This is a genomic window from Amycolatopsis sp. NPDC051106 (assembly GCF_040682775.1).
Taxonomy (GTDB): Bacteria; Actinomycetota; Actinomycetes; order Mycobacteriales; family Pseudonocardiaceae; genus Amycolatopsis.
Map to the genome: position 1 here is coordinate 54636 of NZ_JBFBBQ010000022.1, position 22203 is coordinate 76838.

At 71.8% G+C, this 22203-nt stretch carries 28 protein-coding genes; 16 read left to right on the forward strand and 12 right to left on the reverse strand.

Features of this window, described 5'->3' with window-relative positions:
- The first annotated feature begins 28 nt into the window (after nt 1–28).
- From AB0M83_RS18935 to AB0M83_RS18975, 9 genes are all read left to right on the forward strand, one after another.
- The gene (locus AB0M83_RS18935) at nt 29–2035 is read left to right on the forward strand and encodes a hypothetical protein (protein ID WP_364518642.1); all 2007 of its coding nucleotides are present in this window, start codon (nt 29–31) and stop codon (nt 2033–2035) included.
- A 208-nt stretch (nt 2036–2243) separates the two neighbouring features.
- Nucleotides 2244–2897 carry a response regulator transcription factor gene (locus tag AB0M83_RS18940; RefSeq protein WP_003087851.1) on the forward strand — a complete coding sequence of 218 codons (654 nt, stop codon included), beginning with the start codon at nt 2244–2246 and terminating at the stop codon, nt 2895–2897.
- A complete protein-coding gene (locus AB0M83_RS18945) occupies nt 2898–3506 on the forward strand; it encodes a TRIC cation channel family protein (protein ID WP_364518644.1) in 609 nt (202 codons plus the stop codon).
- A gap of 68 nt (nt 3507–3574) precedes the next feature.
- The gene (locus AB0M83_RS18950) at nt 3575–4267 is read left to right on the forward strand and encodes a response regulator transcription factor (RefSeq protein WP_284742850.1); all 693 of its coding nucleotides are present in this window, start codon (nt 3575–3577) and stop codon (nt 4265–4267) included.
- The gene (locus AB0M83_RS18955; protein ID WP_364518646.1) at nt 4264–5673 is read left to right on the forward strand and encodes a HAMP domain-containing sensor histidine kinase; all 1410 of its coding nucleotides are present in this window, start codon (nt 4264–4266) and stop codon (nt 5671–5673) included. The genes AB0M83_RS18950 and AB0M83_RS18955 overlap by 4 nt, the downstream gene beginning before the upstream one ends.
- Nucleotides 5674–5722: 49 nt before the next feature.
- The gene (locus AB0M83_RS18960) at nt 5723–6148 is read left to right on the forward strand and encodes a hypothetical protein (protein ID WP_364518648.1); all 426 of its coding nucleotides are present in this window, start codon (nt 5723–5725) and stop codon (nt 6146–6148) included.
- Between the two features lie 100 nt (nt 6149–6248).
- Nucleotides 6249–7049, forward strand: coding sequence for a DeoR/GlpR family DNA-binding transcription regulator (locus AB0M83_RS18965; protein WP_364518650.1), 801 nt, complete (start codon nt 6249–6251; stop codon nt 7047–7049).
- The gene (galT, locus tag AB0M83_RS18970) at nt 7046–8128 is read left to right on the forward strand and encodes a galactose-1-phosphate uridylyltransferase (RefSeq protein ID WP_364518652.1); all 1083 of its coding nucleotides are present in this window, start codon (nt 7046–7048) and stop codon (nt 8126–8128) included. Before AB0M83_RS18965 ends, galT begins: the two co-directional genes overlap by 4 nt.
- Nucleotides 8129–8200: 72 nt before the next feature.
- Nucleotides 8201–9631, forward strand: coding sequence for a trypsin-like peptidase domain-containing protein (locus tag AB0M83_RS18975; protein ID WP_364518654.1), 1431 nt, complete (start codon nt 8201–8203; stop codon nt 9629–9631).
- Nucleotides 9632–9770: 139 nt separating this feature from the next.
- On the opposite strand, the gene AB0M83_RS18980 is transcribed toward AB0M83_RS18975, so the two are convergent.
- Genes AB0M83_RS18980 through AB0M83_RS19000 form a run of 5 tightly spaced genes read right to left on the reverse strand, consistent with a single transcriptional unit; the run spans nt 9771 to nt 13435 of the window.
- Nucleotides 9771–10358 (reverse strand): hypothetical protein, encoded by a 588-nt coding sequence (locus AB0M83_RS18980; RefSeq protein WP_364518656.1) that lies wholly within the window; start codon nt 10356–10358, stop codon nt 9771–9773.
- Entirely contained in the window at nt 10355–11473 is a 1119-nt protein-coding gene (locus AB0M83_RS18985) for a molybdopterin-dependent oxidoreductase (RefSeq protein ID WP_364518658.1), read from the reverse strand. The genes AB0M83_RS18980 and AB0M83_RS18985 overlap by 4 nt, the downstream gene beginning before the upstream one ends.
- Nucleotides 11470–12099: a class I SAM-dependent methyltransferase gene (locus AB0M83_RS18990; RefSeq protein ID WP_364518660.1), complete on the reverse strand. Its 630-nt coding sequence runs from the start codon at nt 12097–12099 to the stop codon at nt 11470–11472. Before AB0M83_RS18990 ends, AB0M83_RS18985 begins: the two co-directional genes overlap by 4 nt.
- Entirely contained in the window at nt 12096–12779 is a 684-nt protein-coding gene (locus AB0M83_RS18995) for a DUF2064 domain-containing protein (protein ID WP_364518662.1), read from the reverse strand. Before AB0M83_RS18995 ends, AB0M83_RS18990 begins: the two co-directional genes overlap by 4 nt.
- Nucleotides 12776–13435 carry a glycosyltransferase family 2 protein gene (locus AB0M83_RS19000; protein ID WP_364518664.1) on the reverse strand — a complete coding sequence of 220 codons (660 nt, stop codon included), beginning with the start codon at nt 13433–13435 and terminating at the stop codon, nt 12776–12778. The genes AB0M83_RS18995 and AB0M83_RS19000 overlap by 4 nt, the downstream gene beginning before the upstream one ends.
- Nucleotides 13436–13578: 143 nt before the next feature.
- Between AB0M83_RS19000 and AB0M83_RS19005 the strand changes: the two genes are divergently transcribed.
- The 3 genes from AB0M83_RS19005 to AB0M83_RS19015 are packed head-to-tail and all read left to right on the forward strand — an operon-like array spanning nt 13579 to nt 16764.
- A complete protein-coding gene (locus AB0M83_RS19005) occupies nt 13579–15006 on the forward strand; it encodes a hypothetical protein (protein ID WP_364518666.1) in 1428 nt (475 codons plus the stop codon).
- A 10-nt stretch (nt 15007–15016) separates the two neighbouring features.
- A complete protein-coding gene (locus AB0M83_RS19010) occupies nt 15017–15718 on the forward strand; it encodes a response regulator transcription factor (RefSeq protein WP_364518668.1) in 702 nt (233 codons plus the stop codon).
- A complete protein-coding gene (locus AB0M83_RS19015) occupies nt 15715–16764 on the forward strand; it encodes a HAMP domain-containing sensor histidine kinase (RefSeq protein WP_364518670.1) in 1050 nt (349 codons plus the stop codon). Before AB0M83_RS19010 ends, AB0M83_RS19015 begins: the two co-directional genes overlap by 4 nt.
- A 1-nt stretch (nt 16765) precedes the next feature.
- Here the strand turns inward: AB0M83_RS19015 and AB0M83_RS19020 are convergent, their stop codons facing one another.
- From AB0M83_RS19020 to AB0M83_RS19030, 3 genes are all read right to left on the reverse strand, one after another.
- A complete protein-coding gene (locus AB0M83_RS19020) occupies nt 16766–17026 on the reverse strand; it encodes a Txe/YoeB family addiction module toxin (protein WP_364518672.1) in 261 nt (86 codons plus the stop codon).
- Entirely contained in the window at nt 17023–17265 is a 243-nt protein-coding gene (locus tag AB0M83_RS19025; protein WP_229907886.1) for a type II toxin-antitoxin system prevent-host-death family antitoxin, read from the reverse strand. The genes AB0M83_RS19020 and AB0M83_RS19025 overlap by 4 nt, the downstream gene beginning before the upstream one ends.
- Before the next feature lie 101 nt (nt 17266–17366).
- The gene (locus AB0M83_RS19030) at nt 17367–18440 is read right to left on the reverse strand and encodes an NAD-dependent epimerase/dehydratase family protein (protein WP_364518674.1); all 1074 of its coding nucleotides are present in this window, start codon (nt 18438–18440) and stop codon (nt 17367–17369) included.
- Nucleotides 18441–18562: 122 nt separating this feature from the next.
- Between AB0M83_RS19030 and AB0M83_RS19035 the strand changes: the two genes are divergently transcribed.
- The 4 genes from AB0M83_RS19035 to AB0M83_RS19050 all read left to right on the forward strand — a co-directional run bounded on the left by AB0M83_RS19035 (nt 18563) and on the right by AB0M83_RS19050 (nt 19985).
- Nucleotides 18563–19063, forward strand: a complete 501-nt coding sequence (locus tag AB0M83_RS19035; protein ID WP_013230045.1) for a molybdenum cofactor biosynthesis protein B — start codon at nt 18563–18565, stop codon at nt 19061–19063.
- Between the two features lie 84 nt (nt 19064–19147).
- Nucleotides 19148–19447, forward strand: a complete 300-nt coding sequence (locus AB0M83_RS19040; RefSeq protein ID WP_364518676.1) for an aldo/keto reductase — start codon at nt 19148–19150, stop codon at nt 19445–19447.
- 92 nt (nt 19448–19539) lie between these two features.
- Nucleotides 19540–19764 (forward strand): hypothetical protein, encoded by a 225-nt coding sequence (locus tag AB0M83_RS19045; RefSeq protein ID WP_364518678.1) that lies wholly within the window; start codon nt 19540–19542, stop codon nt 19762–19764.
- Nucleotides 19765–19811: 47 nt separating this feature from the next.
- Nucleotides 19812–19985, forward strand: a complete 174-nt coding sequence (locus AB0M83_RS19050) for a hypothetical protein (RefSeq protein WP_364518680.1) — start codon at nt 19812–19814, stop codon at nt 19983–19985.
- Between the two features lie 5 nt (nt 19986–19990).
- Here AB0M83_RS19050 and mscL read toward each other — a convergent pair whose 3' ends face one another.
- From mscL to AB0M83_RS19070, 4 genes are all read right to left on the reverse strand, one after another.
- On the reverse strand, nt 19991–20404 hold the full coding sequence (gene mscL, locus AB0M83_RS19055) for a large-conductance mechanosensitive channel protein MscL (protein ID WP_364518681.1): 414 nt from the start codon (nt 20402–20404) through the stop codon (nt 19991–19993).
- Nucleotides 20405–20439: 35 nt separating this feature from the next.
- Nucleotides 20440–21069 carry an SAF domain-containing protein gene (locus tag AB0M83_RS19060; protein ID WP_364518683.1) on the reverse strand — a complete coding sequence of 210 codons (630 nt, stop codon included), beginning with the start codon at nt 21067–21069 and terminating at the stop codon, nt 20440–20442.
- Between the two features lie 129 nt (nt 21070–21198).
- Nucleotides 21199–21510, reverse strand: a complete 312-nt coding sequence (locus AB0M83_RS19065) for an FmdB family zinc ribbon protein (protein WP_364518685.1) — start codon at nt 21508–21510, stop codon at nt 21199–21201.
- 86 nt (nt 21511–21596) lie between these two features.
- Nucleotides 21597–22187 carry a 5-formyltetrahydrofolate cyclo-ligase gene (locus AB0M83_RS19070; protein WP_364518687.1) on the reverse strand — a complete coding sequence of 197 codons (591 nt, stop codon included), beginning with the start codon at nt 22185–22187 and terminating at the stop codon, nt 21597–21599.
- Between the last annotated feature and the right edge of the window lie 16 nt (nt 22188–22203).

Below are 22203 nucleotides of genomic sequence, written 5' to 3' on the forward strand. Positions count from 1 at the left end.
GTCGGTAAGCGACAGGACGGGAACCGCGGTGCGTACCTACTACGACCAGGACGACTACGACGGCTACGAAGCAGGTCAGGACCTCCTGGTCCGCCGCTTCACCTCCTGGGCTGACGCTCAGCGCCTCGAGATCGACCCGTATGCCGTCGTCTCGGCGCTTCAGTTCCGGCACACCTCCGTCGATGGGCGGCTCGCTCACTGGACTGCCGCGCTGGTCCGGGACTTCCTGCTGGAGTACGTGCCGCGCACGCTGTCGGCCACCGCCGATGAGGCCGCTCTCGTGCCTGAGACGCTCCGGCTGTTCCTCCGGTACCTGCACGAGACCGGGCTGGCCGACCCCATGGGCGAACCACACGCCGATCTCGAGGACGCCGTCGCGAAGGCGGCGGCCGAATTCCCCGCCGCGATGGCCGACGAGCGCAAGTTCGGCGTCAGCAAGTACTGGGTGATGACCGCCGCCCGGAAGGGGATCGACCGGGCGGACCTGGATGCCATGAACGCTTTCTTCGCCGAGGTACGCGAGGGCCGGCACGACCACGACCCCGAGCTCCTCGAGGAACTCGTGGCCCGGCAGTACCTCGAGCAGCCCGAACGCGCACTTCCGCAACTGCCGGTCGCGCTGCCGCCCGAGTCGGAACTCGCGGATGCCGCGGAGAACTCGTCGCTGGTGATCAAGCTGCGGAAGTTCGACGAGTGGGTGGGTGACGGCCGGACACTGACCGGCACCGGCACCCTGAAGCTCGCCGATGCCCGCGAACTGGTGTCGCTGCTGGACACCGGCGATGAACTCGACCGTGCGGGCAGCAGCGTCCGCAGCAGCGCCGATCTGCCCCACCTCGCCGTCCTGTTCGAGGTCGCCAAGCGCGCGCGGGTCGTGCGCGTGGTCAAGGGCAAGCTGGTGCGCGTGGCGAAGGCCGCTCCTGTCTTGAAAAACGCTCTTGCGTTGTGGACGGCGGCGTTCGACGCCGTTCCCGGGCCGGGCCTGCTGGTCAAGCAGGGCGGCTGGGGCCCCGGCTACGCCGAGCTGCTTGACAGCCGCCTCGACATCGTGCTGCCGGACGTGCTCAACACCCTCTACGGCATGCCGGAGCCGATTCCCGTGGTCCGGCTCGCCGAAAGCGTGTGGCTGTCCTGTGTCGAAGGCGGCTTCCTCGATCTGGCACCGTCGAGCGAGCCGATCTGGCGGGACGGGCTCGCGGGCGAGTTCCGCCGGTTGCTCACCACGCTGGCCGGATTCGGTGCGGTCGAGCTGACCACCGGCCCGGCCGATCCGATGTACAGCATGGATCTGGTGCCGGAGAACGCCGAGCTCCCGCCCGACGTCAAGGGCCGGCTGCGGACCGCGCTCGATGCCCCGTCGCTCGAGCTGGTCGCACTCACGCCACTGGCGACCCGGGCCGTGCGGGCACGGCTGCTGCGGGAGGGCCGGTTCGCGCCCTTGGTGGGTGAGCTGGTCACCGCCGCTCCCGCCGGCGTGCTCGGGGTGGTCGCGGAGCACTACAGCGAAGAGGAGGCCGCGGCGGAGCTCGCCGGCTGGCTGGCCGCGCACGGTGGCCGGGAGGCGGGACTGCCCCTGCTGCTCGACGCCGTCCGCGCATGCCCGTTCCGCACGCGGGCGTCCGTCATGCTTCAGCTCCTCACCGACTTCCTGTCGGACGGTGACGCGCTCCTGCACGATCTGCGCACCGACCCGCGTGTGGGTCCGATCGCGACGCAACTGCTCGTCGAGCGCGGCGCGCTGGCGATGGACGACCTCGACGAACGCGAGGGCCTGCTCGGGGTGACCGAGCAGTTCCTGCAGATGCTTGAGACGGCCGGCCCGGAAGCGACGTCCGCGATGCTGACCGAGGTGCCCGGCGACGAACGCGGGCATCTGGCGAAAGCGATCCTCGCCTCAGGCCATCCGGACCAGGCCGGCCTCGCTGAGCTGGCCGAGGTGTTCGAGGAGATCCGGGCGGTGCGCAACGCCCATCCGCTGGGTGGTCTGGCCCAGACCTCGCGCGCCAAGGGGAAAGGCAAGAAACGCCGTCGCTGAACCAGACTCTCGTCGTCACCCAGGTGAGTGGTTCTGCGGCGGGTCCAAGCCCCGGGATACACCCTGCCGGACCGTCCACCGCACCTGACCTGGACGGACCAGCGCCTCACCTGGTCGTGTCTGGTTTCGAACTGCTGAACAACAGTAGGTAACCTTCGTTAACGGGACGCGGGGAGCCGCCTCCTACTGGCTGTTGCGGAGGGCTTCGTTGATCAAGCTCATGTTCGCCGACGACGAGGAACTGGTGCGCTCGGGGTTGCGCGCGATGATGTCCGGGGCTCAGGACATCGAGATCGTGGGCGAGGCCTCCGATGGCAGATCCGCAGTGGAGGTCGCCCGGCGGTACCACCCCGACGTCGCCCTGCTCGACATCAAGATGCGGGCCCCCGACGACGGCATTCGCGCACTCCGGGCCATCCTCGCCCTGCCCGATCCACCCACCGTGGCCATGCTGACCACCTTCGACATCGACGAGTACGTCAGCCTCGCCCTCCGGCTCGGCGCCAACGGCTTCCTCCTCAAGGACATCGATCCGGCGGCCCTCCTGCGAGCAGTCCGGGACCTCGCGCGCGGGGGTGCCGTCCTCGACCCGGGTGTCGCCGCGCGGATGGTCCAGTCCCACCGGGACGAACAGCGCGCGGCCCAGCCTGCCCGGAAGCTGCTCGCCTCACTGTCCGAACGCGAACGCGAGGTCGTCGCGCTCATCGGCCAGGGACTGAGCAACGCCGAAATCGGCGGGCGCCTGCACCTCTCCGAAGCCACCGTCAAGGGATACGTCTCCGCGGTGCTCTCCAAGATCGGGGCGGCCAACCGGGTGCAGGCCGCGCTGCTGGCCTACCGCGGCGGGCTTCTCGACCAGTAGATGCTGCTCACGGCGCTGGAGTTCCTCGGGCTCGTCGCCTTCGCGGCGTCCGGGGCGCTCGCCGCCGTGCGGGCGCGGCTCGACGTCTTCGGTGTGGTCGTCGTCGGGCTCACCACCGCGCTCGGGGGCGGCGTCATCCGGGACGTCCTGCTCGGCATCCACCCGCCCACGACGCTGCGGAACTGGCCCTACCTCGCCGTCTGCGCCGTCACCGCCCTGGTCGTCTTCGCCTTCCACCCGCAGGTCGCGCGGCTGCGGCGGGGCGTGCTGCTCGCCGACGCGCTCGGGCTCGGCGTCTTCGCCACCTCCGGGACGACCATCGCGCTGAACGCCGGCGCGACCGTCTACGCCGCGTGCCTGATCGGCATGACGACCGGCATCGGCGGTGGCGCGGTCCGGGATCTCCTGCTCCGGGAAATCCCCCTCGTCCTGCGGAAAGAGATCTACGCCGTGGCCGCGCTGACCGGTGCGGTGCTCGTCGTCGTCGGTCACGCTGTGCGACTGCCGGAAGGGCCGGTCACCGTGATCGCGGCCGCCGGCGTGGTCGCGATCCGGATGATCGCGCTCTGGCGGCACTGGAACGCGCCGGTCGCGCGAGCGCCGGAGTGAGGGATTCTCTTTGTTAGTTCTGTGTGTGTTCTTAGGCGAGTCTCAGCACGCTGAGTAAAACTGTCGCCATGCGCATCCTTGTGGTGGACGACGACCGCGCCGTCCGTGAGTCGCTCCGGCGGTCCCTGGAGTTCAACGGTTACCAGGTCCAGCTGGCCAGCGACGGTGCGCAGGCGCTGGAAGCGATCATCGCCGACCGGCCGGACGCCATGGTCCTCGACGTCATGATGCCCCGGCTCGACGGCCTCGAGGTGGCCCGTCGTCTGCGCAGCACCGGCGACGACCTGCCGATCCTCGTGCTCACCGCGCGCGACACCGTCTCCGACCGGGTGTCCGGGCTGGACGCCGGCGCCGACGACTACCTGCCGAAGCCGTTCGCGCTGGAGGAGCTGCTCGCCCGGCTGCGGGCGCTGCTGCGCCGCGCCAGCCCCGAGGCCCAGAACGGCCAGGCCTCGGAGATGCTGTCCTTCGCGGACCTGACGCTCGACCCGGGCACGCGCGAAGTCCGCCGTGACGGCCGCGAGATCAGCCTGACCCGGACCGAGTTCGCGCTGCTGGAACTGTTCCTTTCCTACCCGAAGCACGTCCTCACGCGGGGCCGGATACTGGAGGAAGTATGGGGTTACGACTTCCCGACGTCGGGCAACGCGCTGGAGGTCTACGTCGGCTACTTGCGCCGCAAGACGGAGGCCGAGGGGGAGCCGAGGCTGATCCACACGGTGCGGGGAGTGGGCTACGTCCTGAGGGAAACCCCGCCGTGACCGAACCCGGCGATCCCCGTGGCACGCGCTGGGGGACGCGCCGGTTCTCGCTGCGCGGCCGGGTGACGCTGCTCGCCGCCGCCTGTGTCGCCGGCGCCGTCGCGCTGGTGTCGCTCGGGGCGTACATGGTCGTGCGCAGCAACCTCTACCAGCAGCTGGACGACGGCCTGATGGCGCGCGCCCAGGCGGCCGTCGCGTCGCCCCAGGTGCAGACCGAGCTGCGGCAGGTGCCCGGCGCCTTCCTGGCCAGCGCCGACCTGCAGATCGGGCAGCTCACCGCCGCGCCCGACGTCCAGCACGCCGTGATGACCTACCCGCTTTCGAGCTCGGCGCCGCCGTTCGGCCAGGACGAGCTGAACGTCGCGAACGGGGACTCGGCGGAGTCGATGCGGACGGACTTCCGCACCGACAGCCGGGTCGTCGCGCTGCCGACCGGGCACGGCGAGGCCATCGTGCTCGCGCAGTCGATGGGCCCGACGAAGCGCACGCTGAACGAGCTCGCGCTGGTGCTGTTCCTGATCGGCGGCGCCGGCATCCTGGTCGCCGCCGCGGCGGGGACGGCGGTCGCGCGGACCGGCCTGCGCCCGGTCGACCGGCTGACGTCGGCCGCCGAGCGCGTCGCCAGGACCGGCGACCTGCGGCCGATCCCGGTCAGCGGCGACGACGAGCTGGCGCGCCTCACCACGACCTTCAACACCATGCTCGGCACGGTCGCGGACTCGCAGGAACGCCAACGCCAGCTGGTCGCGGACGCGGGACACGAGCTGCGGACGCCGTTGACGTCGCTGAGAACCAACCTCGAACTGCTGCTCGCCGCGAGCAAGCCGGGGGCGCCGCCGCTGCCGGACGCCGACCGCGTCGACATCGTCGCGGACATCAGTGGCCAGCTCGACGAGCTGACGCAGCTCATCGGCGACCTCGTCGAGCTCGCGCGCCAGGACGAGCCGCGCGAACGCTTCGAGCGCGTCGAGCTGCTGGACGTCGTCGAGCGGGCGCTCGACCGGGCGCGGCGGCGGGCGGGCGAGATCAACTTCGACGTCTCGCTGCAGCCGTGGGTGCTCACCGGCGACAACAGTTCGATCGAGCGGGCCGTGCTGAACCTGCTGGACAACGCGGTGAAGTTCTCGCCGCCGGACGCGACGGTCTGGGTGCGGCTGTACCCGCTCGGCGACGGCACCGCCGTGGTCGAGGTCGCCGACGCCGGCCCGGGCATCGCCGAGGAGGACCTGCCCAAGGTGTTCGACCGCTTCTACCGCTCGTCGGAGGCGCGGACGCTGCCCGGTTCGGGCCTCGGCCTGGCGATCGTGAAGCACGCGGCCGAGCGTCACGGCGGCGCGGTGTACGCGGCGCGGGCGCCCGAGGGCGGTGCGCTGATGACGATCCGGCTGCCGGGGGCACCCGGCTGATCCGGGCGTTCGCGAGACGCGGGCGGCGGAACCGGCCAGGATCGGGCGGGTGTCCCCTCGCGAGCTGGTCCGCCGGTGCCTGATCGCGGCGGTCAGCGCCCTGATCGCCGCCCTCGCTCTGAAGGCAGCGCCGGTGTCGGACCTGTGTACCGGCCCGGAGTGCCTCTTGATCGGCTTGGTGGTCGGCCCGCTCCTGGTGTTCGGTGCGGCCTCGCTGGCGTGGGTGCTCATGGCGCTGGCCCGCCTCCGCCCGGCCTGGCCCGTCGCCCTGGCCGGGCTCGCCACGCTCCCGGCGGTGCTCACCACGGTGGTCGACGTCGGGTCGTTCCCGGTGTTCGCCGCCGTGGCCGCCGCTTGTTACGCGTTCGCGGCGCTCGTCACCGCGGACGGGCTGCCGGTTGCGTGGCGGGTTGCGCTCGGCGCGCCCGTGGTGGTGTTGTTCGCTTGGGGCGTGGTGCGCCCGATTGTGCTGTGACCTGTGCTTTCCAAAGTTCACCCACGTCGGCTCTGCGGATACCGTGTTGAATCGTGTAGGATTTTGTGTGGTTGAGGTGTGACGGGGACGGAGTTGAGCGGTGCTGGCGCGTCAGCGACAGGCGGTGATCCTGGAAGAGGCACGCCGGACCGGAGCGGTCCGGGTCAGTGACCTCGTGACCAGGCTGGGCGTCTCCGACATGACGGTGCGGCGCGATCTCGACGTCCTCGCCGGGCGCGGGCTCGTCGAGAAGGTCTACGGCGGCGCCACCTCGATCGTCGGCAAGAGCACCGACGAACCCGGCTTCGAGGCGAAGTCCGTGCGCCAGCGCGCGCAGAAGGAGGCCATCGCCGAGCTCGCCGCGACACTCGTCCGGCCCGGCACCGCGATCGGCATCTCCGCCGGCACCACCACGTGGACGCTCGCCCGCGCGCTCGACGCCATCCCGGGGCTCACCATCGTGACCAACTCGATCCAGGTCGCCGACGTGCTCCGCGCGTCGACGCAGCCGGAGCGCACCGTCGTGCTCACCGGCGGGGTGCGCACGCCGTCGGACGCGCTGGTCGGGCCGGTCGCCGTGCACAGCCTGCGGTCGCTGCACCTCGACGTCGTCTTCCTCGGCGTGCACGGGATGGCCGACGGGCCGGGCTTCACGACGCCGAACCTCACCGAGAGCGAGACCGACCGCGCGCTGGTCGAAGCCGGGCGCAAGCTCGTCGTGCTCGCCGACCACACCAAGTGGGGCACCGTCGGGATCTCCACGATCGCCGACCTGGACGAGGCCGACGTCGTCGTCACCGATGACGGGATTCCCGACGAGGCCAAGGAAATACTCGCCGAAAGGGCAACGGAACTCATGATCGCCGAAACGGCGGAGACAGTCGAGGCCGAAGAAGCGTGAAGCGCACCGTACGACACCTGGCCGACGGCCGGGAGATCATCTACTTCGACCAGCCCGGCGCGCCCGACCGCGTCGCCGAGGACACCCGCGACCTGCCGCCGGTCTCGGCCGCGTCGGAGATCCGGCTGGACCCGCTGACCAACGAGTGGGTCGCGATGGCCGCCCACCGGCAGACGCGGACCTACAAGCCGCCGGCCGACCTGTGCCCGCTGTGCCCCAGCAAGCCCGGCAAACCGAGCGAGATCCCCGAAAGCGACTACGACGTCGTCGTCTTCGAGAACCGCTTTCCCTCCTTCGCGGAGGATGTCATCGGCGAGCCGTCCACTGTGGATGGTCTCGGGCTGGTGCCGGTGCGGCCCGGCCGCGGACGCTGCGAGGTCGTCTGCTTCACCAGTGATCACGACGGCGCTTTCTCGCGGCTGAGCGCGAAGCAGGTGCGCGCCGTCGTCGACGCCTGGTCGGACCGCACCGCCGCGCTGTCCGAAGTGCCCGGTGTGGAACAGGTCTTCCCGTTCGAGAACCGCGGTGAGGAAATCGGCGTCACGCTGTCGCACCCGCACGGGCAGATCTACGGCTACCCGTTCGTCACGCCGAAGACCGAGCGGATGCTCGACGTCGCCCGCGCCTACCAGGCCGAGCACGGCCGCCCGGTGCTCGGCGACGTGCTGGCCGCGGAAATCGAGTCCGGTGCGCGCGTGGTGGCGTCCGGCGAGCACTGGACGGCGTACGTGCCGCCGGCGGCACGCTGGCCGATCGAGGTGCACGTGGTGCCGCACCGGCAGGTGCCGGACATCCCGGCCCTGACCGACGCCGAGCGTGACGACTTCGCCGACGTCTACCTGGACGTCCTGCGCCGGTGTGACGCGCTGTACGACCGGCCGCTGCCGTACATCGCCGCGTGGCACCAGGCGCCCGTGCGCCGCGACCGCGAGCTCGGCTGGCTCCACCTGGAACTGTTCTCCGTGCTGCGCGCCAAGGACAAGCTGAAGTACCTGGCGGGGTCCGAATCGGGCATGGCGGTGTGGATCAACGACGCGACGCCGGAGCAGATCGCGGAAAAGCTCCGCGCGGCGGGCTGATCCGGCCATACTCATCTCCGATGCACAGGTTCGGCTCAGGAACTTCTCAGGACCATCGCGCAAGGTGAGGACATGACCGAGAACGACCCCAGCGCGCACGACCCCGCGGCGCCGCGGCACCCCGAGACCGGCCAGCAGGCCGCTCAGGGCGGTTGGGCGGGGAGCCCGTACGGTGACCAGGCCGCCACGCCCGAGTCCGGCGGCACGCCGCAGTACTCGGCGCCGGAGCCGTCCTACCACGCGGTGACCGGGGCCGATCCGTCCTACGGGGCGGCGAACCCCTGGTCCGCGCAGGGGACGCCGTCGGGCCAGACCCAGCAGAGCGTCTACCCGCCGCCGAACCCGAACCCGTACGCGCAGTCCGGTACGTCCGTCTACGGCGTGCCCCCCGCGCCGCCCGCCCAGCCGAAGCGGTCCGGCGGGAAGCTGCTCGCCGGCGTCGCGCTGGTGGCGCTGCTCGTCGGCGGCATCGCGGGCGGGGCGGTCGGGTACCTCACCGGCGGCGCGGCCAACGGTCCGGCGAGCAACGCGCTCGACGCGCCGAAGCCGGCCCAGCAGACCGGCAACGCGCCCGCCGGCTCGGTCGAGGCGGTCGCGCAGAAGCTGTCGCCGAGCGTCGTCGAGCTGCAGGTCAGCGGCCAGCAGGGGGCCGGCGAGGGCTCCGGGTTCGTCATCAGCACCGACGGCTACATCCTGACCAACAACCACGTCGTCGAGGTCGCCGCGAACGGCGGGCAGATCCAGGCCGTGTTCCAGGACGGCAAGAAGGCCGCCGCCAAGGTCGTCGGCCGCGACCCGACGACCGACATCGCGGTCGTCAAGGTCGACGGCGTCGCCAACCTGACCCCCGTGGAGATCGGCCGGTCCGACGACCTGCGGGTCGGCCAGTCGGTGGTCGCCATCGGCTCGCCGTTCGAGCTGGCCGGCACGGTCACCTCGGGCATCGTCAGCTCGCTGCACCGGCCGGTGCGGGCGGGCGGCGGCCAGGGCGGGCAGGAGACGGTGATGGACGCCGTCCAGACCGACGCGGCGATCAACCCGGGCAACTCGGGCGGTCCGCTCGCCAACATGTCCGGCCAGGTCATCGGCATCAACTCGGCGATCTACAGCCCGCAGTCGGCGTCCGGCGGCCAGGGCCAGGGCGGGTCCGAGAGCGGCAACGTCGGCATCGGGTTCGCCATTCCGATCGACCAGGCCCGCCGCACCGCGGACACGATCATCAAGACCGGCCAGGCGGTGCAGACCTACATCGGCGCGCAGGTCACGGACGCCCCGCAGGGCGGCGCGAAGCTCGGTGCCATCACCGCGGGCAGCCCGGCGGAGAAGGCCGGCCTCAAGTCCGGCGACATCGTGACGAAGATCGACGACCGGAACATCGACACGTCCGACACGCTGGTCGCCGCGATCCGCACCCGCGCCCCGGACGAGAAGGCGACGTTCACCCTCTCCGACGGCCGCACGGTCGAGGTGACGCTCGGCGGACAGCCCGTCCCGGCCAACTGATCCCTTCCCGTCGCTCGGCCGCCCTGGTGCGGCCGAGACCAGCACTGGCTCGACCCCCGCATCTCGGGGCCGGACCCACAAGGCCACGCGCGACCGGGCACTCCATGCCGGTCGCGCGTGGCCGTTTTCGTGGCCGGGTTCAGGTGCTCGGGGGGTCGGTTCGCGTACCTGGAGGGTCGGCCGGCGTACCTGGAGGGTCGGTTCGCGTACCTGGGGAGTCGGTTCGCGTGTCTGGAGGGGCATCTCGCGTGGTCGAGGGGGCATCTCGCGTGACTGGAGAGGCATCACGTGTGTTTGGAGGGACGACACGCGTGCTTGGGTCGACGACACGGCGGGCGAGGGGAGTCAGGAGGACGGCCAGCCAGACCGCGGCCAAGGTGAGGGCCAGGCCCAGGGCCGGGTTGCCGTCGTGGAGGCCGGGCATCGGCGGGGTGCCGTACGGGCGCCAGAGGAGCGGGAACGCCAGGATCAGCAGGACTCCGGTGAGCACCGTGCCCGTGACCACCGGGACCTTCCACGGACGCGGAAGGACGCGGGCCAGGACGACGCCGAGCACCGCCGTCAGCGGGGCGACGACGCCGTCGTTGAGCAGCGGGCCGCCGATGATCCAGCCGACCGTGCCGAACACGTCCGGGCGCAACGGGAACGCGTACTCGGCGAACAGCACCACACCCCAGGCCAGTGCCGCGAGGCCCGGCAAGGCGAGCAGAGCGCGAGCGGTCTTCACAGCGCCTCCAGCTTCGTGACCCACTTCGTCTGCAGCACCCCGGGCCGGTTCGGGGCGATGATCCGGCATGGGAAGCCGTGGTCGAGGTCGAGCACCTCACCGTTCAGCTCCAGCGCGAGCAGCGTCAGCTCGTCGGCCGTGTGCTCGCCGGGCAGGACGCTGACGCCGTAGAGGCCGGAACGCTCCGAAGAGGACACTCGCACGGCCGTGCCCGGTGCCGCGCCGACGGCTTTCAGCAGCGTGGGCAGGGAAATCCCGCGCCAGGTCGCCGACTGGCTCCAGCCTTCGACGCACGCGATCGGCAGCTCCGCGGTCGTCTGCGGCAGCGCGCGCAGCTCGTCGAGCGAGAACTTCGTCGTGCCGCGCGGGGTCACCACCGAGAGCCGCCAGTCCGCCGTCCGCGTGACGCCCGCGGCCGCCGCCGTCCGGTTCACCGGGAGGTTCTGCGTTCCCTTGCCGGTCTTCCACGCGAGGCCGGAAACGCCGCGCAGGAAGGGAACCGTCGCACCCGCGGTGGCGACGACGGCGACACCCGTCGCGAGCCCAGTGGTCCGCAGGAACCCGCGCCGGGACAGCCCGGCGGTCGGCGGCTCCTCCTCGGGTGTTGCCCGGCTCAGCGCCCGCCGGATGACCGGCAGCTTCACCGCGACGTGCACCAGGATCGACCCGATCGCCAGCCACGCGACCGCGTAGTGCACCTGCGGGAAGTAGAAGCCCCACGGGTAGTTCTGCGCGACGTTCAGCAGCCCGGTCGTCAGCTCGAAGAACGCTGCCCCCGAGAGCACCAGGATCGAGAGGCGCTCCAGGGCGTGGGGCAGCGAGCGGACGAGCGGCCGGCCGAACAGCTTCGGGTAGACGCTCCACAGCTTCGCCAGCAGCAGCGGGATCGACGCCACGCCGGAGATCACGTGCAGCCCCTGCGTGACGCGGTACAGCCCGACCGGGCGGCTGGGCCAGAAGAACCACTCCGGCGGGTGCTGGATCAGGTGGCTGATCAGGCCGGTCACGAAGCACGTCGTGAACGTGACCGCCAGCGCCAGGCCGATCTTCGACGTCACGCGCTCGTGGTGCGCCGGCGCCGTGAACTGTTCTTCCTTCGGGATCGGCAGCTTCACGACCGCTCCAACCGCGCGAACCAGCGGTGGCCGTGCCGGGTGGTCCAGCCGACGCGCAGCCCCGCGCGCATGGCCACTTCGGCGATCGCGTCCACCCCGACCCACGCCCAGGTGAACCAGGCGCTGTCGGTGTGCCCGGGCCGCAGCCGGACGCGTTCGTGCCGCAGCCCGCGCCCGGGCGGTTCCAGTTCCACGAGGACGTCACCGTCGCCGGCGATCAGCTGCGCCGCGCGCCGCAGCAGGACCACCGGGTCACCGCCGATGCCGATGTTGCCGTCGGCGAGCAGGGCGTGCCGCCACCGCCCTTCGCCGGGCACGTGGTCGAAGACGTTGCGGTGCAACGCACTCCCGCCGCGACGGCGCGTCAGCCGGACGGCCGTGCGGGAGCTGTCGACGCCGAGTGCGACGACCCCGCGCGCGGCCAGGGCCGCGGTGAGCCGTCCCGGGCCGCAGCCGATGTCGAGGGTCGGCCCGGCGCAGGAGTCGAGCAGGACCTCGTCGCCTTCGGACGGCGCGGTCCACCGCTCGACCGGCAGGTCGACCCGCTCGCCGGTGGCCAGTTCGAGCCAGCACCGCTGGCCCAGCAGGCCCCGGTCGAACTCGTTGCCGATGAGTGCCGTCTTCATGCGACCGCCCGCCCTGCCACCGCGGCGACGGCGCGGGCGAACCGGCCGTCCGGGTACGCCGCCGCCACCGCACGGGCGTCCACCATGGTGTCCACATCGGACAGTCGGGCGGCCTGCCGCGGTCGCAGCCCGCACGCGGTGAGGGCGCCCAGAGTGCGTTCACCGGTGTCGTCCTGCGACATCGGGACGCCCGCGAGGACCTGCGCGTGCCGGGGGTCGGCGAGCCCCAGCGCCCACCAGCCGCCGTCCTCGGCCGGGCCGAGCACCGAGTCGTGCCCGCCGTGCACCACCGGCGCGGCCGCCGCGGCGAGCGACTCCGGCGTGACCTGCGGGGTGTCCATGCCGATCTGCAAGATCGGGAGGCCCGCGTGCACCGCGGCGGCGTCCGCGTGGGCGTTCGCCAGCCGCGCGCCGAAGTCCCAGCCCCGCTGCGGGATCATGGTGACGCGACGCAGCGCCAGGCCGATTTCGGTGGCCAGAGCGGCGGCGCCGAGGTCGCCCGTCATCGCGACGACGGGCGCGGCGCCGGGGACGGCACACACGGCGTCGAGCGTGTCGAGTAGCGCGGCGGCGGCGATCCGCGCGGCCTGGGCCGGTGTCGCCGGCGGGCAGAGCCGGGTCTTGGCGAGCCCCGGCACCGGCGCCTTGGCCACGACCAGCAGTACGAAACGTGCCGTCATCGCGCCAGCACCCGCCCGAAGTCGCGGACCGCCCGCAGCGTGCCCCGCACCGAGCCGGACACCTTCGACTTCGTCCCCTTGGCGCGCGCGCCGTAGCGGACGTCGAACTCCCGCACCCGCCACCCGGCCCGCTGGGCCTTGATCAGCAGCTCGAGCGGATAGCCGAAGGCGCGGTCCGTGACGCCGAGACCGAGCAGCGCCCGCCGGTCCGCGGCGCGCAGCGGCGCGATGTCCCGCACCGGCAGCCCACGGCCCCGCAGCAGCTGCGCCAGCACGACGTTGCCGGCCCGCGCGTGCCACGGCCACACCCCGGGCCCGGTCGGCACCCGCCGTCCGACGGCCAGGTCGGCGCCGTCCTCGACCGCGGTCACCAGCCGCGGCAGGTCGCCGAGGTCCAGGGACCCGTCGGCGTCGGCGAAGCACACGATGTCCGCGGTGGCGGCCTCCAGGCCGGTGTGCACGGCGGCGCCGTAGCCGCGGCGCGGCTCGTGGACGACCTTCGCGCCGAGCGAGGCCGCCACTTCGGGCGAGCCGTCGGCCGAACCGTTGTCGACCACGATCGCGCGGTAGCCCGGGGGCAGCCCGGCCAGCACTCCGGGCAGGGCGCCCGCTTCATCGAGGCAAGGGAGGACGACGTCGACTTCCGTATCAGTCACGCGCCGACCGTAAGTCCGGGGTGGACCGGGGAAAACCCTTGCGCTCCTTACTGAATCATGACGAGTGAGGAGTTCTTACCGGGTCGTTACGGCTGCCTTCGCCGGCCCGCGGAACCACCGCCGTGGACCTAGGGTGGACAGCGATGAGCGAGCCGAACCCGGCAGCCCGGCTCGCCGAGCCGCCTGCCCGCGAACCCGAACTCCCGGCACCCGATCGACCCGGACGTCGCGCTCGCCGGGCCGATCTCCTCGCCGTCGCGGCCGCCGCGGTGCTCGTGGCCGCGGCCACCGCGGTCGGTATCTACTACAACCGGCCGCATTCCGGTGTCGTCATCTTCGTTTCGTCGCCGCCGCTGTTCGCCGACTGGCTGCCGCATGTCGGCCCCGGTTCGGTCTTCGCCGTGCTCATCGCTGTCGCCGTGGTGCTCCACGGCCCGGCGCTGGCCGCCCGCCTGCCGTGGCGCCGGGCGCTCGCGGCCGGCTATCTGGCCTGCCTCGCCTGGATCTTCTCGCTGGCCATGGTCGACGGCTGGTCGCGCGGCTTCGCCGGGCACCTCACCATTCCGCAGGAGTACCTCCACGAGGTGCCCGGCATCACCGACATCCCGCGGATGCTGCGCGAGTTCTCCTCCCGCATCCTCGACTTCCAGCCGGACTCGTGGACGACGCACGTGTCCGGGCACCCGCCGGGCGCGACGCTCGTCTTCGTCTGGCTGGACCGGCTCGGCCTGCACGGCGGCGCGTGGGCCGCGACGGCCGTCGTGCTCGTCGGCAGCCTGGTCGCGGTGGCCGTGCCCGCGACGGTCGCCCTGCTCGGCCGGCCCGACGCGGCCCGCGCGGTGCTGCCCTTCGCCGTCCTGACCCCCGGCGCGGTGTGGATCGGCGTGTCGGCGGACGGCCTGTTCGCCGGGGCGACCGCCACCGGGCTGGCGCTGCTCGCCTTGTCCGCCAAGGGTTTCGGCCACGGCCGCCGGTACGCCGTGCCGGCCGGGCTGGCGGCCGGCGTGCTGCTCGGCTTCGGGATCTTCCTTTCGTACGGCCTGGTGCTGCTCGGCTTGCTCGCGCTGGCCGTCGCCGTCCTCGGCCGGCAGTGGCGGGCCGCCGCCCTCGCCGTCGCGGCGGCCCTGGCCGTCGTGGGCGTCTTCGCGTGGGCGGGCTTCTGGTGGCTCGACGGCTACCACCTCGTCGTCGAGCGCTACTACCAGGGCGTGGCGCTCGTCCGGCCCTACTCGTACTGGGTCTGGGCGGATCTCGCGGCGGTGGTCGTCGCACTCGGCCCCGCGGGGGTGGCCGCCCTCCGCCGGGGTCTCGCCGACGCCTTCCTGCCCCGCCCGGGTCGTGGCTTGGTCACCGATCCGGTGCTGCTCCTCGGCGTCGCCGCCCTGCTCACCATCGTGTTCGCCGACGTCTCGGGCCTGTCGAAAGCCGAGACCGAACGAATCTGGCTACCGTTCGGGGTGTGGTTGCTGCCGATGACGGCTTTGCTGCCGCGGCCCGGACGCCGGTGGTGGCTCGCCGCCCAGGCGGCGACGGCGCTGGCGGTCAACCACCTGCTGCTGACCGGCTGGTGAGGGAGACGTGATGAACGATCAGGCCGGACGCGTGCTCGTGGTCGACGACGACGAGACGGTCCGTGACGTCGTGCGCCGCTACCTCGAGGTGGCCGGGTTCACCGTCGACCAGGCCGGCGACGGCGCCCAGGGGCTGGCCCGGTTCGCCGCCCACGAGCCGGACCTCGTCGTCCTCGACGTCATGATGCCGGGGATCAACGGCCTCGAAGTGTGCAAGCGGCTGCGGCAGGTCAGCCAGGTGCCGATCGTCATGCTCACCGCCCTCGGCGAGGAGGAGAACCGGATCGCCGGGCTCCAGCTCGGCGCCGACGACTACGTCACGAAACCCTTCAGCCCCAAGGAACTCGCCCTGCGCGTCGCCTCGGTGCTGCGCCGCGCGCGGATGCCGCGCCCGGCACCGGTCGCCGCCGAGCTGGCGGACGGCGACTTGCGTCTGCAGATGACCGCGCGCACCGCGACGCTCGTCGGCCGGGAACTGCCGCTGACCTCGCGGGAGTTCGATCTGCTCGCGTTCTTCCTCGCCCACTCCGGCGTCGCCTACTCTCGCTCGGACCTGCTCGAGAAGGTGTGGGGCTGGGACTTCGGCGACCAGTCCACGGTGACCGTCCACGTGCGACGGTTGCGCGAGAAGATCGAGCGCGACCCGGCCAAGCCGGCCCGGGTGGCGACGGTGTGGGGTGTCGGCTACCGCTACGACCGGGAGCAGCCGTGATCGAACCCGGTGAGTCCCCCGCGGAGATGATGACGCATCTCTGGCACATCCTGCCGTTCGCGCTGCTGTTCTCGCTGCCGGTCGCGGCGCTCGGCGGCGTGGTGCTCTACGTCCTGCGCCGCGGCTCGCTGGCCACCACGCTCACGGTGCTGGTGCTGATCCCGGTGCTCTCGACCCTGGTCGGCGTGCTGGGTGTCAGCGGGTTCATGTTCACCCCGGCGCTGACGACGATGCTGCTGGTCTGCCTGCTCGTCGCCGTGGTCACCGTGCCGGCGGCGATCATCCTCGGCCGGGCGATCGCGCGCCGCAGTGTGTGGGAGCGGGAGGCACGCGACCGCGAACGCGCGGCCGAGGCGTCACGGCGCGAGCTCGTCGCGTGGATCAGCCACGACCTCCGCAGTCCCCTGGCCGGTATCCAGGCGATGGCCGAGGCACTGGCCGACGGCGTGGTGTCCCAGCGGCACGAGGTCGCCGACTACGCCCAGCGGATCAGCGGCGAGACCAGACGGCTGTCCGCGATGGTCGGCGACCTGTTCGAGCTGTCGCGCATCACTGCCGGCGCCCTCGAGCTCACGATGTCCGCGGTGCCGCTGCGGGACGTCGTCAGCGACGCCGTCGCCGCCCAGTCGCCGGTCGCCGAGCGGAAACGCGTGCGGGTGCTCGCCAACGCGTCGACCTGGCCGGTCGTGACCGGCAGCGACCCGGAACTGGCCCGGATCGTGCGGAACCTGGTGTCCAACGCGATCCGGCACACCCCGCCCGACGGGACGGTGGCGGTGCAGATCGGCGTCGACGGCGACGAGGCCCTCCTGGCCGTCGACGACTCCTGCGGCGGCATTCCCGACGACGAGATCAGCCGGGTCTTCGACGTCGCCTTCCGCGGCACCCAGGCCCGCACGCCCGAGCGCGGCGGGACGACCAGCGGCGGCGGGCTCGGCCTGGCGATCACCAAGGGGCTCGTCGAGGCCCACCGCGGGAAGATCGGCGTCCACAACCACGGTCCGGGGTGCCGCTTCGAGGTGCGGTTACCGCTGGCGATGTCCTGAGCTATTTCCCGTAGTGGTAGCGACAGGCCGCGATCCGGATCTCGTCCTCGGCGATCTTGTAGACCAGCCGGTGCTCATCGGTGATCCGGCGTGACCAGTAACCCTGGAAGCCGTGCTTCAAGGGTTCCGGCTTGCCCAGACCTTCATTGCCGTTTCGGCGGACGTCCTTGAGCAGTTCGTTGATGCGCTTGAGGATCTTTCGATCTTCGGTCTGCCACCAGAGGTAGTCAGCCCAAGCGTGCTCGTCCCAGACCAGCTTCATTCGACGAGTTCGTGCTGTGTCCCGCCGCCGGACTCCAATCGCTCGATCGCCGTGATCAGGCGTCGCGCGTTCTCCGGGCTGCGAAGCAGGTAGGCGGTTTCCTTGAGCGACTGGTAGTCGTCAAGGGAAACGATCACGACCGGCTCGTGCCCAGCGCGAGTGATCACGACCTCTTCGCGGTCGTTGACCACAGAGTCGAGCGTCTCGGCGTACTTCGCACGAGACTCGGAGTAGCTCATGGTCTTCACAGACACTCCTCCCTTCGACGTACAGATTACTGTACGTCGAAGGGGAGGGGGTGGCAAGGTGATCTGTACCATGACTGACGAGGGGTGCCACCTCACCGGGCCGCATCGGAGGTGACCGGGTCGCGCAGTTCCGCCGTCGCGAAGTCGGCGATTCCCTCGGTGAAGCCGATTTCCGCGGTGAAGCCCAGCAGTTCGCGGGCGCGGGCCGGGTCGGCGACGACGTGGCGGACGTCTGCCGCGCGGGCGCCGCCGGCCACCTTCGGGGTTGGGCCGGCGCAGGCGCGCGCCAGTTCCTCGGCCAGTTCGCCGACCGTGTGCGGGGTGCCGGAGCAGACGTTGACCGGTGTGATGTCGCCGGCCGGGCCGGCTGTCCGGAGAGCCAGGACGTTTGCCCTGGCGACGTCGTGGACGTGCACGAAGTCGCGTCGCTGGCGGCCGTCCTCCAGCACGAGTGGCGCTTCGCCGCGCTCCAGGGCCGAGCGGAACAGTGATGCCACCCCCGCGTACGGGGTGTTCTGCGGCATTCGCGGGCCGTAGACGTTGTGGTAGCGCATCGCCCACACGCTGCCGCCCGTCTGCCGCGCCCACGCGCCGGCCAGGTGTTCCTGCGCGAGCTTCGTCGCCGCATACGTGCTGCGAGGGTTCAGCGGCGCGTCCTCGGGCACCAGCCGCCAGCCGAGTTCGGCGTCGCAGGCCGGGCACCGCGGCTCGAACCGGCCGGCGTCCACATCGGACGCGCGGCGCGGCGACGGCGGGACGACGCCGTCGTCCGGGCACTCGTATCGGCCTTCGCCGTAGACGACCATCGACGACGCCAGCACCAGCTTCCGCACGCCGGCCGCGTGCATCCCGGCCAGCAGGACCGCCGTGCCGTAGTCGTTGTGCAGGGCGTACGACGGCGCGTCCGACGGGTCCACGCCGTGTCCGACCACCGCCGCCTGGTGGCAGACCGCGTCGACGCCGTCCAGCAGCTCGGCGACGATCTCGGTGTCGGTTACGTCGCCGCGCAAGAACCGGTGCCTGCCGGTGTACGCGGGCGGGGTTCGGGAGCCGTGGGCCGTCGGGAGGAGGTTGTCGAGCACGACGACCTCGTCACCGCCGTCCGCCAGCAGATCGGCGATGTGGGACCCGATGAACCCGGCTCCGCCGGTGACCAGTACGCGCACACGGCCACGCTAGGGGGCCGTGGACCGGCGTGCCCGCCCGCGCGCGGGCACGTCACGGAATCGTCAGAACTCACCCGGCACCTCCCGGCGCCGCAAGGGCGAAACCGACTACGGTGGGCGCCATGGAACGGAGTGCACAACGGCTGGGCCGGGCCCTCGTGGTCATCGTGGACGATCGCGTGGCGCACGGCGAGCACGAGGACACCACTGGCCCGCTGGTCACGGAACTGCTCGAAGAAGCGGGTTTCATCGTCGACGGTGTCGTGGTCGTCGAGGCCGAGACCGCGGGTATCCGCAACGCGCTCAACACCGCCGTGATCGGCGGCGCCGACCTGGTGATCACGGTCGGCGGCACCGGTGTGCTGCCGCGTGACCGCACGCCGGACGCCACCGCCGGCGTGCTCGACCGGCCGATCCCGGGCATCAGCGAGGCCATCCGGGCGTCCGGGCTCGCCGCCGGAGCCGTGGACGCGGGCATTTCGCGTGGGCTCGCCGGGGTGTCGGGCAGCACGCTCGTGGTCAACCTCGCCGGGTCGCGGTCCGCGGTGCGCGACGGGATGGCGACGCTGACCTCGCTCGTGCCGCACGTGATCGACGAGCTCTCGGGCCTCGAAGAGGTCTGATCCCTTCGCACTTCCGCATCGGCGGAGACCTGGAGGTGCACCGCCTCGGCTTCGGGGCGATGCACCTGCCGGTGGACTCCGCGCGTGATCAGGCGATCGCGGTCGCGCGGCGGGCCGTCGAGCTGGGGGGGCACGCTGATCGACACCGCTCACCTCTACGGCGGCGGGGCCAACGAGGAACTGCTCGCGTCGGCGTTGTACCCCTACCCGGACGAGCTGGTGATCACCACGAAGGTGGGGGTCGCGCGCACCGGATCCGGCGCCGAGCTGGGTGCCCACCGCCGCTCAGGTGGCGCTCGCCTGGCTGCTGGTGCGCTCGCCGGTGATCCTGCCGATTCCGGGCGCACCCGGAGGAGAACGTCGCCGCGGCCGGGATTCAGCTGAGCAGGGAGCAGCAGGAGCTGCTCGATGCCCTCGTCGACTGCGGACCGTCGTGAACGGGCCGGGCCTCGGCGAGATCGAGGCCTGGTTCGACGGTGTTCTCCGCCGGACGGATCAGCCGCGACGCGGCCGATCGCTGGGCCATGCGGTGGCGCCGCGAAGACTTCGAGGGCCGGGTCGAACTCGACGAAGACCAGCTGTGGGCGCTCAGGCTGCTCGCGGACATCGACCTCACCAGCGGGCCGGGCACCGCGTTCCTGCACGACGACGTGCAGATCCGCAGCGGGCGGGACGAGGTGCGGGCGCGCCGCCGTCGTTGAGGTTCGCTCTGGAGTTGTCAATCACCGCGTCGTGGGAGACTGGGGGCATGTCCGGCCAGAATCGCGACCCCAAGACCACCAGCGAGCAACGCCGCCGGGTCGATGAGATCTTCGGGGACGTCCTGCCCGAGACGACCTCCGACGAGCGCGATCCCGATCGGCGCACCGGGCTCCCGGACGACTGGTACCGGGAGAACCGGCCACCGCACCACGATCGCTGACCTGCTCAGTCGCGGCCGTTGTCGCGCTGGGACTGGGCGCGCAGCAGGTCGCGGATCTCGATGAGCAGCTCGACGTCGGTCGGCTCCGACGGGCCCGGCTCCTGCCCGCGCTTGCGCCGCTCCTGGATCTTCTTCACCGGCAGCACGATCACGAAGTAGATCACCGCCGCGACCAGCACGAAGTTGATCGCCGCGTTGATGACGCCGCCGAAGTCCAGGAACGTGGCCTTGTTGTTCTCGAAGATCTGGTAGCCGAGACCCTGCGCGGCGTCCGTGCCGCCGATCGTGCTGATCAGCGGCTTGATGAGGCCGTTGGTGAACGCCGTGACGATCGCCGTGAACGCCGAGCCGATGACCACCGCGACGGCGAGGTCGACGACGTTGCCGCGCATCAGGAAGTCCTTGAAACCCTTGAACAACTTGCTCTCCTCACGAACAGGGACGGGGGGATGGGCTAGCGGAGAGTAACCGTTACCGGACGCTCCAGTGAAATCGCCGCCACCCTCGTCGCGATCGCCTCCGGGAGCCGGAGCAGCACGAGCGGACCCTTCGCCGCGGACGCCTCCCGCTGTCCCACCGCCACCACCGTCGCGCCACCGGCCAGGACGGACGCGGGCACGCCCGGCTCCGGCGCCGCGACGACGTCGACGCGCCGGCCCGGCTCCAGCAACTCGGCGACGCCGGCGTCGGCCAGGCGCACCGGCACCGTCGCCGCCGCGGGATCACCCGAGCCGGGGAGGGTCGTCGCCAGCCGGACGTCGGTCAGGGGTTCGCCGGCGTGGACAGCGCCCGCCAGCAGGCGGCCGTCGATGCCGTCCAGCGTGCTCAACGCGCCCGCCGGACGTGCGGAATCGGGGAGGTCGGCCAGCCGGACGTCGAGAGCGCGCAGAGCCGCGCCGGAGGGGAGGTCGTGTGCCGCGACGACGGTCGGAGTCGTCGGTGCGCCCCGCGCGGAACCGGGGTGTGCGAACAGCAGCGCCCCGGCCAGCAGCAGGCCGGCGGCGAGCCAGCGGCGGATGAGCCGCGCTCGGCGGCCCTGCAGCCGGGTCAGATCAGGAGTGCGAAACCTCGCCAGCACGTCCACGGTGCCCCCTCGTCGGATCGGGTGCGACGGCGTGCCGCACCTGATCGACGTTAGGGAAGCCGGACGGGCCGCCGGAAGGGCCGCGTCCGGCATCTGTGGACAACCGGGGTGTTGTGGACAACTCCGCGGTCAGGAAGCCGCAGCGGTGGTTTTCGTCGTACCCGAGGAGGAGGATGCCGAGCTCGTCTCGGACTTGGACTCGGACTTCGACTCCGTCTTGGTCTCGGTCTTCGCCGGGGTCGCGGTGGTGCTCGACTTGGCCGAATCGCGCGAGTCGGTGCGGTAGAACCCGCTGCCCTTGAAGACCACGCCGACCGAGCTGAACACCTTGCGCAACGTGCCGGAGCACTGCGGGCACACGGTCAGGCTGGGGTCCGAGAACGACTGCACGGCTTCGAACCGGTGGTCGCATTCTTTGCAGGCGTACTGGTACGTAGGCACTGAGGGCTCCTTTGCTGGCACTCATCCGACCAGAGTGCCAACTCAATTGTGCTTGAAGACATTCCCCGAAAGCAATTCCTGCTTGCTCACAGCGGCAGGTCGAGCACGCCGCGAGCAGGGGTCAGGGCCCCGCTCATGCGCACGTCGTGGGGTTCCCCGGGCAGCCGTTCGACCAGCTCTTCGTCCCGGACGACGGCCAGCAGGGGCACGCCGGCCGCGGCGAACACCAGCGAGCGATCGTAGTGGCCGGCGCCCCGCCCGAGCCGGACGCCCCGGTGGTCGACGGCCAGCGCGGGCACCAGGACCAGCTCGGCCGCCCCCACGGCCTCGGTACCCAGGCGTTTTCCCCCGGGTTCGCGGATCCCGCGGAACCGGCTCGCCACGAGATCGGCCTCGCCGGTGTACTCGGCCCAGTCGAGCGGGCCCGGCTCCGGCCGGATGACCGGGAGCAACACCCGCGCGCCGCCGGCCGCGAGCGCGTCGACGAGCGCCGTCGTGCCCGGTTCGGTGCCGAAGGGCAGGTACGCGCACACCGTTCCGGATGTGACCTTCGACACTGCGCTGACCAGTGCGGACGCTTCCCGGGCGTGCGATTCCGGGGTCTGGTCCGCCCGGGCACGCGCCAGCCGGTCACGCCACTCCGCCTTGCTCAGGTGCTCATTGCCCAGCGCGTGCATGACCTCACGTTAGGCT